Annotated in this window: 15 protein-coding genes; 8 read left to right on the plus strand and 7 right to left on the minus strand. The window is 33.9% G+C overall.

Annotated features, from left to right (window positions below; all coding sequences use genetic code 11):
- Positions 1–31: 31 nt before the first annotated feature.
- Complete coding sequence (locus MKY26_RS01655) at positions 32–283, minus strand: YhdB family protein (protein WP_095369951.1); 252 nt, start codon at positions 281–283, stop codon at positions 32–34.
- A 199-nt stretch (positions 284–482) separates the two neighbouring features.
- Between MKY26_RS01655 and MKY26_RS01660 the strand changes: the two genes are divergently transcribed.
- Together MKY26_RS01660 and MKY26_RS01665 are read left to right on the plus strand one after the other, a co-directional pair.
- A complete protein-coding gene (locus MKY26_RS01660; protein ID WP_095369950.1) occupies positions 483–827 on the plus strand; it encodes a DUF3889 domain-containing protein in 345 nt (114 codons plus the stop codon).
- Positions 828–1029: 202 nt separating this feature from the next.
- Positions 1030–2436 (plus strand): SpoVR family protein, encoded by a 1407-nt coding sequence (locus tag MKY26_RS01665; RefSeq protein ID WP_095369949.1) that lies wholly within the window; start codon positions 1030–1032, stop codon positions 2434–2436.
- 117 nt (positions 2437–2553) lie between these two features.
- Here MKY26_RS01665 and MKY26_RS01670 read toward each other — a convergent pair whose 3' ends face one another.
- On the minus strand, positions 2554–3417 hold the full coding sequence (locus MKY26_RS01670; RefSeq protein WP_095369948.1) for a YitT family protein: 864 nt from the start codon (positions 3415–3417) through the stop codon (positions 2554–2556).
- 202 nt (positions 3418–3619) lie between these two features.
- Here MKY26_RS01670 and MKY26_RS01675 point away from each other — a divergent pair, with 202 nt between their 5' ends.
- Positions 3620–4531 carry a cation diffusion facilitator family transporter gene (locus tag MKY26_RS01675; RefSeq protein ID WP_095369947.1) on the plus strand — a complete coding sequence of 304 codons (912 nt, stop codon included), beginning with the start codon at positions 3620–3622 and terminating at the stop codon, positions 4529–4531.
- Here MKY26_RS01675 and MKY26_RS01680 read toward each other — a convergent pair.
- Entirely contained in the window at positions 4528–4839 is a 312-nt protein-coding gene (locus MKY26_RS01680; RefSeq protein ID WP_095369946.1) for an ArsR/SmtB family transcription factor, read from the minus strand. The two genes, MKY26_RS01675 and MKY26_RS01680, sit on opposite strands and share 4 nt — an antisense overlap.
- Before the next feature lie 217 nt (positions 4840–5056).
- Here MKY26_RS01680 and MKY26_RS01685 point away from each other — a divergent pair, with 217 nt between their 5' ends.
- Both MKY26_RS01685 and MKY26_RS01690 read left to right on the plus strand, forming a co-directional pair.
- Positions 5057–5755, plus strand: a complete 699-nt coding sequence (locus tag MKY26_RS01685) for a response regulator transcription factor (protein WP_095369945.1) — start codon at positions 5057–5059, stop codon at positions 5753–5755.
- Positions 5756–5813: 58 nt separating this feature from the next.
- Entirely contained in the window at positions 5814–7151 is a 1338-nt protein-coding gene (locus tag MKY26_RS01690) for a HAMP domain-containing sensor histidine kinase (RefSeq protein ID WP_322909124.1), read from the plus strand.
- Positions 7152–7198: 47 nt separating this feature from the next.
- Here the strand turns inward: MKY26_RS01690 and MKY26_RS01695 are convergent, their stop codons facing one another.
- On the minus strand, positions 7199–8557 hold the full coding sequence (locus MKY26_RS01695) for a hemolysin family protein (protein ID WP_307318311.1): 1359 nt from the start codon (positions 8555–8557) through the stop codon (positions 7199–7201).
- Between the two features lie 501 nt (positions 8558–9058).
- A complete protein-coding gene (locus MKY26_RS01700) occupies positions 9059–9607 on the minus strand; it encodes a GNAT family N-acetyltransferase (protein ID WP_341091891.1) in 549 nt (182 codons plus the stop codon).
- Positions 9608–9762: 155 nt separating this feature from the next.
- Here MKY26_RS01700 and MKY26_RS01705 point away from each other — a divergent pair, with 155 nt between their 5' ends.
- Together MKY26_RS01705 and MKY26_RS01710 are read left to right on the plus strand one after the other, a co-directional pair.
- Positions 9763–10992 carry a dicarboxylate/amino acid:cation symporter gene (locus MKY26_RS01705; protein ID WP_095369941.1) on the plus strand — a complete coding sequence of 410 codons (1230 nt, stop codon included), beginning with the start codon at positions 9763–9765 and terminating at the stop codon, positions 10990–10992.
- Positions 10993–11526: 534 nt separating this feature from the next.
- Positions 11527–11994, plus strand: a complete 468-nt coding sequence (locus tag MKY26_RS01710) for a helix-turn-helix transcriptional regulator (RefSeq protein ID WP_191815030.1) — start codon at positions 11527–11529, stop codon at positions 11992–11994.
- Positions 11995–12046: 52 nt separating this feature from the next.
- On the opposite strand, the gene MKY26_RS01715 is transcribed toward MKY26_RS01710, so the two are convergent.
- A complete protein-coding gene (locus MKY26_RS01715; RefSeq protein WP_157733753.1) occupies positions 12047–12553 on the minus strand; it encodes a universal stress protein in 507 nt (168 codons plus the stop codon).
- Between the two features lie 102 nt (positions 12554–12655).
- Between MKY26_RS01715 and MKY26_RS01720 the strand changes: the two genes are divergently transcribed.
- Positions 12656–14644 (plus strand): transglycosylase domain-containing protein, encoded by a 1989-nt coding sequence (locus MKY26_RS01720; protein WP_341091893.1) that lies wholly within the window; start codon positions 12656–12658, stop codon positions 14642–14644.
- 115 nt (positions 14645–14759) lie between these two features.
- Here the strand turns inward: MKY26_RS01720 and MKY26_RS01725 are convergent, their stop codons facing one another.
- Entirely contained in the window at positions 14760–15080 is a 321-nt protein-coding gene (locus MKY26_RS01725) for a hypothetical protein (RefSeq protein ID WP_095369938.1), read from the minus strand.
- Positions 15081–15212 lie beyond the last annotated feature (132 nt).

Here is a 15212-nt window from a genome sequence, read left to right on the forward strand (position 1 = left end):
AGATAGTGCTCTTACATTATTTGGTGGAATTCTACATAAAATAGGGTGAAGCTGTTTTCATTTCTTCTTCCGATAATTGATTGGCGTGATCAATATAACGTAGAAGTGTATATAGATGCTGTTCGATAATCGTGTAATCTTTTTCAAAATTGTACGCATGTAGAAAATGCTCGATTTTTTTCGCTAAAAATTGATCACTTGTTCTAACCATAAGAATGAGTAAATTATCCCATTCGGATCGGTGAGTATAATATAACGCACGGTCATAATCCACTTTATTCATTTTCATTCTCCTCCCTTGGGAGTTAAGATTAGTTTGAGCCATAATGAATTATTTTTTCAACCAAAAATTTGGTCAACCTGTTATTGCACGTTTATCAAGTTTTACCTGTATAAAAATAAATTTCTTACATTGATACATAATCGAGTTACAATTTGAAAAAGATAGAAGTAGTAATTTTAGATAAACGGGGGTTTATTGTATGAAAAAGCTACTTTTATTGTTACTTACTGTAGTATGTTTAAACTACATTCAGGCACCAGTATTTGCCGACGTACATACACATGGAGAACATAAAGAAAAAGTCGATTATAAAAAATACGGCAGAATTGCAACAGTGGTTGTGAAGGAAGATTACCCAGAGGAAGAAGTTGTTGATTATCAGTATGCTGGAAGACGGATGATTTCAGAAAATGAAGTCATTGATACTTTTATATTTCAAGTAAAAGAGGATGGAAAAGATTTGACTGTGCTTGTTAAAGTAACTCATCGACTAGACGATAGTAAATTTTTAAATTTAACTGTTGAAGAGCAGGAGCGAAAGTGAAAAGAATGTAGTAAACGCCTAGCGTCTCCTTTAGAAAAAAATAATTATTTCACAAAGGATGCTCATTTTAAGGGCATCCTTTGTTTGTCTAAATGAGGATTAAATGGATCACTAAAAGTCTTGTTTGAAAGACTGAAGTATACTCATCATTCTCTTTTTTCTATCATAGATTATGTTAAAGGTGAAGATAGGGAGTGAGAGAATGCTTGGTAGTGAACATAAATCGTTAGAGTATGCAATAGACGAAATCACAGAAATCGCCACAGGTTTTGGACTGGATTTTTATCCGATGAGATATGAGGTATGTCCAGCAGAAATAATTTATACTTTTGGTGCTTATGGGATGCCAACAAGGTTTTCCCACTGGAGTTTTGGAAAGCAATTTTTTAAGATGAAACTACATTATGATCTCGGTTTGTCGAAAATATATGAATTGGTGATTAACTCTGATCCCTGTTATGCTTTTTTATTAAATTCCAACTCTTTAATTCAAAACAAATTAATTGTCGCACATGTCCTTGCTCACTGTGACTTTTTTAAAAATAATGTTCGATTCCAAAATACAAAGAGAGATATGGTTGAAAGCATGTCTGCTACGGCAGAGCGTATTAGAAAATATGAAATTGACTATGGAAAAAAAGAAGTAGAGACATTTTTAGATGCCATTTTAGCTATTGAAGAGCATATAGATCCTTCTCTTATGCGCCCGAAATTTATTTGGGATCATGAAGAAGAAGAAGAGAGCTCGTCTTTCCATGTTGAAACGCCTTATGACGATTTATGGGGACTTGATCAAAAAGAAGTAAAACAGAAAAAGAAAAAAATGAAGAAGTTCCCACCTAAGCCAGAAAAAGATATACTTTTATTCATTGAACAATACAGCCGTGAATTGACTGATTGGCAGAGAGATATCTTAACAATGATGCGAGAAGAGATGCTCTACTTTTGGCCACAACTTGAGACGAAAATTATGAACGAAGGCTGGGCCTCCTTTTGGCATCAACGAATTTTAAGGGAGATGGATCTTACTTCTGGAGAAGCTTTGGAATTTGCGAAATTAAATGCTGGTGTTGTGCAACCATCAAAAACAAGTATTAACCCTTATTACCTTGGCTTGAAGATTTTTGAGGATATTGAAGAACGATATAATCACCCTACGGAAGAAATGATTAGGAGAGGAGTAGAGGTTGGCTCTGGTAGGGAAAAAATGTTTGAAGTACGAGAAATTGAATCTGATATCTCGTTTATCCGGAATTACTTGACAAAAGATTTAGTGATGAGAGAGGATATGTATTTATTTCAAAAGCAAGGAAAAGATTATAAAGTTGTCGATAAAGGATGGGAAAATGTGCGCGATCAGCTAGTTAGTATGAGAGTAAATGGGGGATTTCCTTATCTGACGGTAAATGATGGAGATTATATGAAGAATGGTGAGTTGTATTTAAAGCATTGGTTTGAAGGGATTGAGCTTGATTTGAAATACTTAGAGAAAGTTCTGCCTTATGTATATCAGTTATGGGGAAGAGCGGTTCATATGGAAACAATTGTAGAAGAGAAGGAAATGGTTTTTACTTATGATGGAAAGGCGCTTCATAGAAAATATCTATAAAGGTGACCACTGAAAATTCAATGATCATGACAAATACGAACAGTTGAGGATTCGCTTCTGTTCGTATTTTTATGGGTGGTGGTTAAACAGCAATAGATGAATGGCAGTATTTTAAAACTAATGAAGAGCAGATTTGAATTTACTACCTCGTGCTTCTTGTGTGTCCATTATGGTTGTAAAAGCAAGAGGATCAATCTCAGCAATGATAGTTTTAAGTTTAGATATTTCTAATCGAGTCACAACAACATAAATAATTTCTTTATCAGTATTAATATATCCACCTTTGCCGTTCAACTTCGTCACACTTCTTCCTAGCTTTGTAATAATACAATCAGCCATCTCCTTATAATGGTCAGAAACGATGAGCACAGCTTTCGTATCTCCTTCAAAACCTTGTACAACCATATCAATCGTTTTAGAAGCAATATAGTAAGTGATGATTGAATACATGGCTTGTTCCCACCCCAAGACGAATCCTGCCCAGACAAAAACGAAAATATTAAAGAACATGATAAATTCCCCTATAGAAAAGGGGATTTTTTTTGTTAAAAGAATTGCCATAATATCAGTTCCATCTAACGCACCACCATGTCGAATGACTAGCCCCACTCCTGCTCCTAGGATGACACCTCCGAATACTGTTGCCAGTAACGGGGTAGATGTAAAAGGAGAGGTATGATGAAATAGTGATTCGACTCCTGCTAAAGAGATAATGCCTATTAGGGAAGCAAGAAAAAAACTTTTTCCTAATAGCTTATAACCAGCAATTAAAAAAGGAATATTAAAACAAATAAATAATACACCGAAATGGATGGTTGTTAAATGGTTAACGATTAAGGAAATACCAATAATGCCACCATCTATAATCAGATTTGGTATAAGAAATAATTCAATTGATAAAGCAGCAAGTGTAGCACCAGCAATGATCATTAAGAACTTATAAATAAAATATGCTTTACGGTTGATGAGTGCTTTTATCATGAAAAATCCTACTTTCTGTTGAAGAAGCTTTGTTCGTATGGTTTTGTTATTATGTGTAAAATATTATTTTTGTAAACAATACCATATTTTGGACTATAAACAAACTTTTCATTCGATTTCATACAAAACAGTTGAACAATTTCGTTTAGTTCTTCATAATGTAATATATGAACATATATTCATATATAAGAGGTGAATTATAATGAGTCATGATCATTCCCATTCTCATCATCATCATTCGTCTAACAATCAAAATGTATTATTACTTACCTTCTGTTTAATTTTTGGATTCATGATTATTGAGTTTATTGGTGGTCTGTGGACGAATAGTTTAGCACTTTTATCAGATGCAGGCCATATGTTAAGTGATGCAGGAGCGTTAGGGTTAAGCTATATTGCCATCAAGATAGCTCAAAGGGAATCAACCAACAAAAAAACATTCGGATTTAAAAGGTTTGAAATTTTAGCGGCGGCGATAAATGGGGTAACATTAATAGTCATCGCTATTCTTATCATGATTGAAAGTGTGAAAAGGTTTATCTCACCGCCAGAAGTAGCAAGCTTAGGTATGTTAACAATTGCTACAATTGGTTTTCTTATCAATATAGTAGCAGCTGTTATCTTAATGAAAGGTGACAAAGATGAAAACCTTAATGTGAAAAGTGCGTTTCTTCATGTAATTGGAGATTTACTAGGCTCTGTAGGAGCGATTATAGCAGGTTTACTGATCTACTTTTTTGACTGGGGTATTGCTGACCCAATAGCAAGTTTAATTGTTGCTATTTTGATTATAAATAGCGGCTATAGAGTGACAAAAGAAGCCTTTCATGTATTGATGGAAGGGGTACCTGACGGGATGCAAATTGAGGAAATTAAAGCCTCCATCAAAACACTTCAAAATGTAGAGGATGTACATGATATACATCTCTGGACGATTACTTCAGGATTCCCTGCTTTTAGTTGCCATATTGTCTTAAATGATGATGGGCACCATGATACTGTCCTCAAAGAAACAAAAGAATTACTTTCTCATCAATTTGGCATCAATCATAGTACAATCCAAGTTGAAGGCAGAAGCAGTGGTTGTCCAAACCATAAGGACGTGTGTAATTAAGAATGGCGAGTATGTTCTATTGTTTGTTTTAATAAATGCATAACATGTTCATCATCGTGACTATAATATAAAGTAGTTCCTTCACGTCGGAATTTAACTAGCCTCAAGTTTTTTAGGAATCTTAATTGATGGGAGACAGTTGATTGCAACAGAGAGAGCTTATCGGCAATCTCATTTACCGAGTGTTCTTCGTGAAAAAGTAAATGTAGGATTCTAAGCCTTGTCGGATCAGATAAGGCTTTAAAAGTTTGTGTGACTAAAAAAAGAGTTTCTTCGTCTAATTCGTTATAAGATGGATTGTCGTTCATTATTTTATTCACCTTCCTATTTATCATAAGTATACCTTTGTTAAAATCGAAAATAAATATCGAAGTCATCTTTCGATTGCATTTAGTGATGACGAAATGTGACTTTCATATTTTTAACACCGTTTTGACACATAAATGAGATATAATTCTTTTATTAAAATGAAAATATACCTATACAATAAACTTAGATTACCTGTTTAAAGGATGGTGGTTATACATGAATTTATTAGTAGTTGAAGATAATGAAAGTGTTTGTACAATGCTTGAAATGTTTTTCATGAAAGAAGGATATAAAGGAACCTTTGTCCACGATGGACAATCAGGATTTGAGGCGTTTAATAAAGGAGAATGGGATTTAATTATACTCGATTGGATGCTCCCAGCTATGGACGGTGTAACATTATGTAGAAAGATCCGTGATATTAGCAGTGTGCCCATTATTATGTTAACAGCGAAAGACAGTGAATCTGATCAAGTACTTGGACTTGAGATGGGTGCGGATGATTATGTGACGAAACCATTTAGCCCGTTAACTTTAATGGCGAGGATTAAAGCCGTATCTAGAAGATTTCAATCAGATACAACAGAGAAGGATCATCACTTTACGACAAGCCATTTTTTCAAAATTAGTAAAGAAGCTAGAGAAGTCTACTTTAAAGATGAACTGCTTTCAAATTTAACACCTAAAGAGTTCGATTTATTGTATTACTTTATTACCCATCCAAAACAAGTATTTTCGAGAGAGCAATTACTCGATAAAGTATGGGGATACCAATTTTATGGAGATGAAAGGACAGTCGATGTTCATATTAAACGTTTAAGGAAAAAGATAGGCAGTGCAGATCAACCATTTATCCATACTGTGTGGGGTGTAGGTTACAAATTTGATGAGTCGACGGATACCTATGAGAAATAAATATTTTCTTAAACTGCTATCCAGTCATGTTCTTATTCTAATACTGGCGTTTCTATTAATGGGTTTGATTTTTTCACAATTTGTAAGAAGTTATATATTCGAAAACAAAGTGGAAGAATTAAATGAATATGGCCAGCAGATTTTAGAAGATGTATCCATTCATGAAGAAAGTCCACAAACTTTTTTGAATAAATATAGTAAGCTACTTGAAGCAAGAAATATTCAATATATTTTATTCGATAGTAATGCAGATATTATCTACCCCAATGTTTCTATGGACCCTAGTATACGCCTTTCCCAAAAAGAGTGGGAAAAGTTGTCAAAAGGTGAGTCTGTAACAATCCTTCATGATATTAAACGGTTTGAACAGGAAGTATCATTAGTAGCTTTACCGTCAATGGAAGGTGAAAACATAACCGGTGGAATTTTATTACTTTCGCCGATAAGTACGTCTTTAAAAATGATTGGACAGCTTAATCAATATTTATTGTATACGATTGCTATAGCTGCAACGGCAGCAATCTTTTTAAGTTTAATCTTCTCCCGTAACTTATCAACTAGAGTGAGAGCGTTTAGAAAGGCAACTTCAATGATTTCATCAGGCGATTATAATGTAAATGTGCCAGATGATTCCAAGGATGATTTAGGTTATTTAGCAAGGGATTTTAATGAGATGGTTGTGCAATTAAAAAAATCTCAAGAGGAAATTGAAAGGCTAGAAAATCGCAGACAAAAATTTCTTGCCGATGTCTCACATGAATTAAGGACACCATTAACGACTATTAGTGGATTAGCAGAAGGAATTAAAAATCAATTGATTCCTGAAGAGGAAGTTGATAAAGGGATGAATTTAATTGACCGTGAAGCTAAAAGGTTGATTAGATTAGTAAATGAAAACTTAGACTATGAAAAGATTCGTTCAAACCAATTAGAATTACATATGATTGATATTCAAGCTATTGAGGTATTTGAAGTCGTAAGTGAACAGCTTCTAATGCAAGCAGATGAAAAAAATAACCAAATTTATATTGAGGCAGCAGATGATATCTATATTCATGCTGACTATGACCGCTTGATTCAAATTCTTATTAATATTGTTAAAAATAGTATTCAATTCACAGAAAACGGATGGATATCCATGCGCGCCTTTGAGAATGAGCATGATATTTGTATTGAAATTGAAGATAATGGAATTGGTATAGATCCAAAAGAAGTTGATTGGATTTGGGAAAGATTCTACAAGGCGGACAGTTCAAGAACGAACAGTTATTTTGGTGAATTTGGGATTGGTTTGTCAATCGTAAAACAATTAGTTTCTTTACACCGTGGTAAAATAGATGTTCAAAGTGAAACAAATAATGGAACCATTTTCCGATTGTTTTTTCCTAAAAAATGAATGGCAAAATAAAAAAATCGCGCTGAATTTCAGCGCGGTTTTTTATTTCATATTTGGACTTGTGATTCTGTAGACAAAGGAATTTGGGAAGGAGCTATTTCTTCAATTACTGGTTTCTTGTATACCTCCACTAATTTGATATGGTGATCTTCCATTTCTACAATAGTAAACACAAAGTTCTCCTGTTCAATAAAGTCGCCTTCTTTGGCTTCATAATTCTCAGTTAACAACCAACCACCTATTGTGTCAACATCTTCATCATTGATGGAAATATCTAAAATATCGTTAATTTGGCTAACTAAAACTTTTCCATCTAAGATATAATGATTATCTTTCACTTTTTGAACACTTGGTACTTCGTCCACATCAAACTCATCTCTAATATCACCGACAATTTCTTCGATAATATCTTCAACGGTCACCAATCCTGAAGTTCCACCATATTCATCCATCAATATAGCCATATGGATACGTTCTTTTTGCATTTTTAACAACAAATCATGAATCGGTGTAGAATCGATTACACGAATGATAGGACGAATATAAGTGGATATCGGTTTTATTGTTGACTGAGACTTAGAAGAAATTAGGTCCGTTAAGATTTCTTTCACATTGATCATACCGATGATATGGTCTTTATCACCGTCTATAATGGGATACCGTGTGAACTTTTCATTCTTGGCGGTAGGTAAAAATTCCTCTAGGGTATCATCTTTAGAAATAGAAATAATCTCTGTACGTGGGACCATAATTTCTTTCGCAATGCGGTCATCAAAATCAAATATTTTGTTCACATATTTAAATTCCGATTGGTTGATTTCCCCGCTTTCATAACTTTCTGAAAGAATAATCCTTAATTCTTCTTCAGAGTGAGCCATTTCGTGTTCAGAAGCAGGTTTTAGCCCAATCATTTTTGTTAACAATCTGGCAGATCCGTTTAGCACCCAGATAAATGGGAACATAATGCGATAGAACCAAATTAAAGGCTTGGCTACCATTAATGTGACCGTTTCGGCTTTCTGAATAGCAATTGTTTTCGGCGCAAGCTCTCCAACGACAACATGTAAAAATGTAACGATGGTAAAGGCGAATGCAATAATCAAAATATGAGATAATGAGGCAGGTATATGAAACAACTGGAATATCGGTAAAAGTAGATTTTCAAATGTTGTTTCACCAAGCCAACCGAGAGCTAATGCCGTAATCGTAATACCTAATTGACAGGCAGACAAATACTCATCTAAATGAGTAGTTACTTTTTTTACTGAGATGGCTCTCTTGCTACCTTCTTCGATTAATTGATCCACTTTTGAGCTTCGTACTTTCACAATAGCAAATTCTGAAACGACAAAGAATGCCGTTAAGCCAATTAAAATGGCAACAATAACCAAGTTTAATATGTCCAAATAAATTCCCCTAAACCCAATAAAGGGTAGGGTGTCACCTCCTGAGAATTGAAAAATAGATGAGCTCCTATAACAAGCAATCGAAGCAATCAATGAGTTAAGTATCTATTTGATATATACTTAAATTTTCCTATTTCAAATTTAGAGGTAAAGATTTATCGTCTTTAATTTAAAAAAATATGGAATAGCTTCGATTACCATGTAAATCACTGTATTTCTTTTCCATAGTAAGTTCATCATCATAATTAGAAAAAACTTCATTTAAGACTATTTCATGCAATAACTTAATTTTCGCTAATCCACCGATGCGATAGAATATCCCATTTTACCACCTCAGTTTGAATATTTTAAAAATAATTATACGTTAAGAAAATATAATCAGTCAAAGGGTAACTTCTTATTTAAGACTATTTTATTCGAAAATTCTGTAAATATGAAGGTCGAAAGAACGAATTACTGTTCCATTTAGGCTCAATTAAGGGTATAATATTCATACATCTTTTACCAATTGTGATCTGTACTTAACAGAGAATAAAGAACAAGGTCATGAAAATGGTTATTAATGTATTCGTTGTCTCTGAGAATACCTTCTTGAGTAAAACCTAATCTTTCTGGTATTTTACGGCTTTTTTCATTTTGTACGGCACATTTGATTTCTAGGCGATGAAGATGTAAAAGAGAAAACGTATAGTTAATGAGGTGATTAGCTGATTTCGTAATAAGACCTTTTCCTTGATGTGTCTGGTCTAATAAATAACCAATGCTTGCTTGCTTATTTTGCCAGTCTATTGTATGAAGACTAATAGAACCGATTAATTTTTGATTTATAAATATACCTAAAAAAATCCCGTTCTGTGTATGATATTGTTGGAGCCATGAGGAAATCATTGCACTTGTTTTTTCAATACTATCTGTGAATTGCACCCATGGCAACCACTCAGCTAAATACGCACGATTTTTTTTGATTAATAAATAAAAATCTTCTGAATGATAAGGCTCTAATAAGTGAAGTTTAAGAGAGGAATCGATACTCATTTTCCACTTCGACAAAAATCTCACCCTTTCGACATTTAAAAGTAAAATAAAACCATTATTATGGGTATAAAGTTCTATTTTTTATCACGAATGGACAAAATGTTTTGCAGAAACACACTTTTATATATTACGATTGTAATTCGAGTATATTATTTTATGGGAGGACTTCTATGAAAATTACCACAAAAATTATTATTGCGTTACTTGTCGGTGCAGTTGTTGGAATTATCTTAAATGTAACCGCTCCAAACGTATTTGAAGTACTAGATACGTGGTTATTTTATCCACTTGGACAAATTTTTCTTAATTTAATTAAGATGTTAGTTGTACCAATAGTTTTATTCTCAATAATTCTCGGATTTACTGGACTAGGGGATCCGAAAAAATTAGGGAGAATCGGTGTTAGAACCATTTCATATTTCCTTGTAACAACTGCAATAGCTATTGTCATTGCAATTTCTTTGGCTTTAATATTTAAGCCTGGCGAAGTTGGCACATTTGACACAGCTAATGCTGAATTCAATGCAGAAGAAGCACCACCAGTAAGTGATACCTTACTTAATATGATTCCTGCTAATCCATTTGCAGCGATGACTTCTGGTGATATGTTACAAATCATTGTTTTTGCAGCATTTATTGGTTTTGCTCTAACGATGTTAAGAGAAAAAACACAAGGTGTTATAAAGCTAATTGAACAAGGCAATGAGATTATGATGTATCTTGTTGGTGTTGTAATGAAATTTGCACCATACGGAACTTTTGGTTTAATTGCTTCAGCAATCGGAAGTCAAGGTTTCTCAGCAATTAAAGCAATGGGCTTATACTTCATCCTAGTTGTTGCTGCACTAATCATACATTTAATTATTGTATATGGAGGTACAGTATACTTCTTAGGTGGTAGAAAAAATCCTTTGAAGTTCTTTAAAGGGTTTACACCGGCAATGGGAGTGGCATTTAGTACATCTAGCAGTAATGCTGTTTTACCAATCTCAATGGAAGTAGCCCAAGAGAACTTAAAAGTACCTAAGCATATTAGTAGTTTCGTTCAACCTTTAGGAGCAACGATTAATATGGATGGAACAGCGATTATGCAAGGTGTAGCGACTATTTTTATTGCTCAAGTATATGGTATTGATTTAAGTATTGGTCAATTAGTGACAGTAGTTCTAACAGCGGTCCTTGCTAGTATTGGGACAGCAGGCGTACCGGGTGTAGGTTTAATTATGCTTGCCATGGTATTACAATCAGTTGGTTTACCTGTAGAGGGAATTGCGTTAATTCTCGGAATTGACAGATTATTAGATATGGCGCGTACAGCTGTGAATATTACAGGGGATGCAGCTTGTGCAGTTTATAATACAGCTGCAGAAGAAAGACGCGAAAAAAAATTAGCTAAATAATAATTAATAATGCATAAATAATTCATGCGTCATGCATTACTTCCGAACAACATGTGAATTCTTCTTAAAGGAGATTCACATGTGTTCGGTTTTTTTATGGGTTTTAAAGGATAAGTTTATAATTGAAATAATATTATTAAGCGGTTATGAATAGGAGAAGGATGCCATCATACATATGAGGAACGTACTTTTTGACAAAAAATAATAATATTTGATCAGTGGTAGGTGGTGGTGAAAATTGCCTGCTTCTCTTTAAAAATAATCCATTTTATATAGTCCGTATTTCTTAATTATTTGCAATTAGGTTATGTTCATTTGAGTAATCTTTCTTGCAATGTTAATATGATTATCAATCGATGTGGATTGGACTTTTAAATATTTTTATAACACAAAATGACATTTGTTGAAAAATGTATGATGTATATGTTGTTTATTCATTTCGATTTTTATTTGAAAGGTTCGAAAAATTTAATTATAATCGATATGAAAAGGTGTAAAAATACACGAAAAATAAATCAAGGGAATGAAATGATTTTGACTAGAGATGAAATCATATTAAAAGTTTCGGAAAAGATGCGCTTAATTCGTACTGAAGCTGGTTATACACAGGACAAAATGGCAGAAATCGTTGGTGTTTCAAAAAAAACACTTGTACAAATTGAAAAAGGCCGGGCCAATGCTGGTTGGTCGACTGTCGTTGCTGTATGTGCATTGTTTAGAGAAACAGAGACAGTAAGGTTTTTGTTCGGAAACGAGCCTTTAGAGGTAATTGAAACAGTAGTGAGAGAGGGAATTGATTTTCGTAAAGAGAAAACTCTAGGTGGAAAGATTTGGTGGAAAGAAATACAGAATAAAAGCGGCTATGTTTTGCAACAAAATATCATTAGTCAACATTACCGAATTATTGACGAAGAGCATTTCCGTATTTATAGTAGCTTTGATGAAACTTCTGCCAAGGAGAGATTCGCTGAAGTCATTGAAGAACTTCAACATCAATATTAATTCATTTAATACATAGCTGCAAAAAACCCAACAAAGTTGGGTTTTTTGCTTATTATTTGACGACCATTACGCTACATGGCGCTTCTTTTGTTATTTTTTCACTATTGCTTCCTAAGAAAATTCTTTTTAATCCTTCTTTTGAGGAACTTCCTACGAATATAATGTCTGCTTTTAATTCTTCAGCTAATTCGCATATAGCATCTGCCGGTTTGCCTCCCAATATTTTTATTTCTAATTTTTTTCCAGCTTCATCAGCAATTTGTTTAGCATGTGTAATCGCTTGGTCGACGCTGTTAATTATTGTTGAATGTGTCGTCTTTTCTTCTGCGTGATTACTAATATGGAGCGGTTGTATTTGCATGCCTTCAACAATCATATTATTCGATCTTAACTGAGGGTTTTTTTCAGTTGCTGAATAAGAATTTTCAATCACTTCTTCATCAGCATGAGCTAGAATGATTTTTGTGTCAGTCGTAGAGAAAGAAAGTGCTTTTTCCAATGCGTGACGGCTGTTTTCAGAATCATCATACCCGACAATAATTGTTTGAAAGTTTAACAATCTTATCACCCTTTCGTCTTATGTTATACTTTACCCTTATTGATGAAGTATAATCCTATAATAATAGAAATTTTCTTGCTAGGAACATAAGGTGGAGATGTTATGAAAAGGGAAAAAACACCATTTGTTTGGTTGAAAAACATGATAAAGAAATTGCATATATGGCAGGTAATATTATTACTCATATCACTGGGAGTCCTTTTTGGTTTAATCTATATCATTCCATTTGCAACAAATAATGATATTGAAGGTCTAAATAGTCAATTAAGCAAGCCAACGATTATTTATGATAAAAATGGTGAAGTAGCTAGTAAGGTTTCTGCTAACAAAAATGAAGGAGTAGCCTTTGAAGAGATACCGGAATCACTCATACACGCTGTTATTGCTATTGAGGATCATCGTTTTTTTCAACATGAAGGCGTCGATTATCAAGGGATTGGCCGCGCTTTTTTAACCAATATACGAGCTGGTAGAATTGTTGAAGGCGGAAGCACAATCACTCAACAACTTGTAAAAAATGAACTTCTCACTGCAGAAAAATCATATGACAGAAAGCTTCAAGAGTTTTTTATAGCTAGAGAAGTAGAACACCAATATAGTAAAGAAGAAATACTACAAATGTATTTGAATAGAATTTATTTTGGTGAGGGTGCGTATGGGGTGAAAAAAGCAGCTAATAAATACTTTGCTAAAGATTTAGGCGAATTATCGTTAAGTGAATCTGCAATGTTGGCTGGTTTAATTAAAGCACCTTCTACGATTAATCCATACAATGACAAACAAAAGGCAATAGCAAGAAAAAATCTTGTTTTAAAGCAAATGAAGCAACATGGATATATTAATGAAGAGGAAATGAATCAAGCAATAAATGTAGAAATGAGTTTTAAAGAAGGGGAAGCTGATCCAATGAAAGGAAAGTACCCTTATTATGTTGATGCTGTTCTCGAAGAAGCAATGAATCGATATGATCTCTCATTAGATGAGTTGTTAACGCAAGGTTATCAAATATATACCGAATTAGATCCTAGTATGCAAGCTGATATAGAGTCTACTTATCAAAATGATGCGATTTTTCCTTCAACAACAGGGGAGCGACCGGTTCAAAGTGGGATGATATTAATGGATCCTGAAACTGGTGGCATTCGTGCTTTAGTTGGTGGGAGAGGTGAGCATACGCTCCTTGGACATAATAGAGCCATTCACCCTGTGGGAGAACCAGGTTCAACGATGAAACCGATTATTCCTTATGCTGCTGCAATTGAAGCTGGATGGGAAAATACAGATATGTTGAAAGATGAGAAATTATCATTTGGTGAGTATGCTCCAAATAATTATAATAACCAATATCTAGGTGAAGTACCAATGTATGAGGCTGTGATGCATTCTATCAATTTACCGGCTGTATGGTTATATAATGAAATAGGTGTAGATAGAGGAAAGAAGATGGCCGAGCAATTCGGCATTCCGAAGAATGTATTGGATGGAGGCCTAGCTCTTGCTTTGGGTGGGACAAGCCGTCCTGTGTCTCCTAAAGTGATGGCTGAAGCTTATAGTGTTTTTGCTAATGGTGGTAAGAAAGAAGAAGCTCATACAATTATTGAAATAAAAACCCAATCTGATGAGCCTTTCGTTCAATGGGAAAGTAAGAAGGAAACAGTAATCTCTGAACAAACAGCAAATCAAGTGACAGCAATGCTATTAGGTGTCGTCGATTATGGTACAGGGAAAGCTGCTAAAATTGATGGAGTTGAAATCGCAGGGAAAACTGGTTCAACACAGTTAGGGATTGAAGGTTTAAGTGGGACAAAGGACCAATGGTTTGTTGGTTATACTCCTCATCTAGTAGGTGCCATCTGGGTTGGCTATGATCAAAGTGATCGTAATCATTATTTGACGACGAGTAGTAGTGAAGGCACAGCGCCAATTTTCAAGGAAGTAATGGAAAAAGTGCTTCAAGGAAAACCGATTGAAAGCTTTAATGTCGATAAAATCGATGATAAATATAAAAAGCAGCAACGTAACAAGGAGAAACAGGAACAGAGGGATGAAATAAGAAACTGGTTAGAAGATAAAAGGAATCAGTTTTTTTGACTGGTTTAATTAAATATGATATTTAAAGGGAAATAATGAAAAATCTACTGAGAGAATCTTTATTCTCATGGAGAATCTTTCTTATTTCCCTATACCTTTACTAAAATAAGATATCTTATACATGTACACTTCTGTTCAATAATAAACTTTTAGGCTCTGCTGTAAAGTGAACATCATTCGTACACAACGTTTTAATTTGAATAAGTATTTCTTCTGGCTCAGTACCTTCCACAATCACTTTCAATTCGTCTTTCGGTCGGACCATCATCAGAAAGGTTACTAGTTTTGACAAGTGAGAAGGGATCACTACATTATGTTGATAAAGAAAATAAATTGTGCCGTCGTATTTATATGCAGTTTGGTATATAGCAATCATTTTCTTTATATTTAATGATTTTTCAAATTTTAAACTGGAAGAGATAATTTTTCTATTCATGATATGTAACTCCTTTTAAAAGAATTTAATAAAAAATTACCCCTTTATTTTTAAGTTAAACATTTTATAATTAGAATGTTTTACGTTTAATCTTTGTCGGATTTATTAATAGAAAAGTCGAATAACTTGATT

The sequence above is a fragment of the Cytobacillus sp. FSL R7-0680 genome, assembly GCF_038009245.1.
Classification (GTDB): Bacteria; Bacillota; Bacilli; order Bacillales; family Cytobacillaceae; genus Cytobacillus; species Cytobacillus kochii.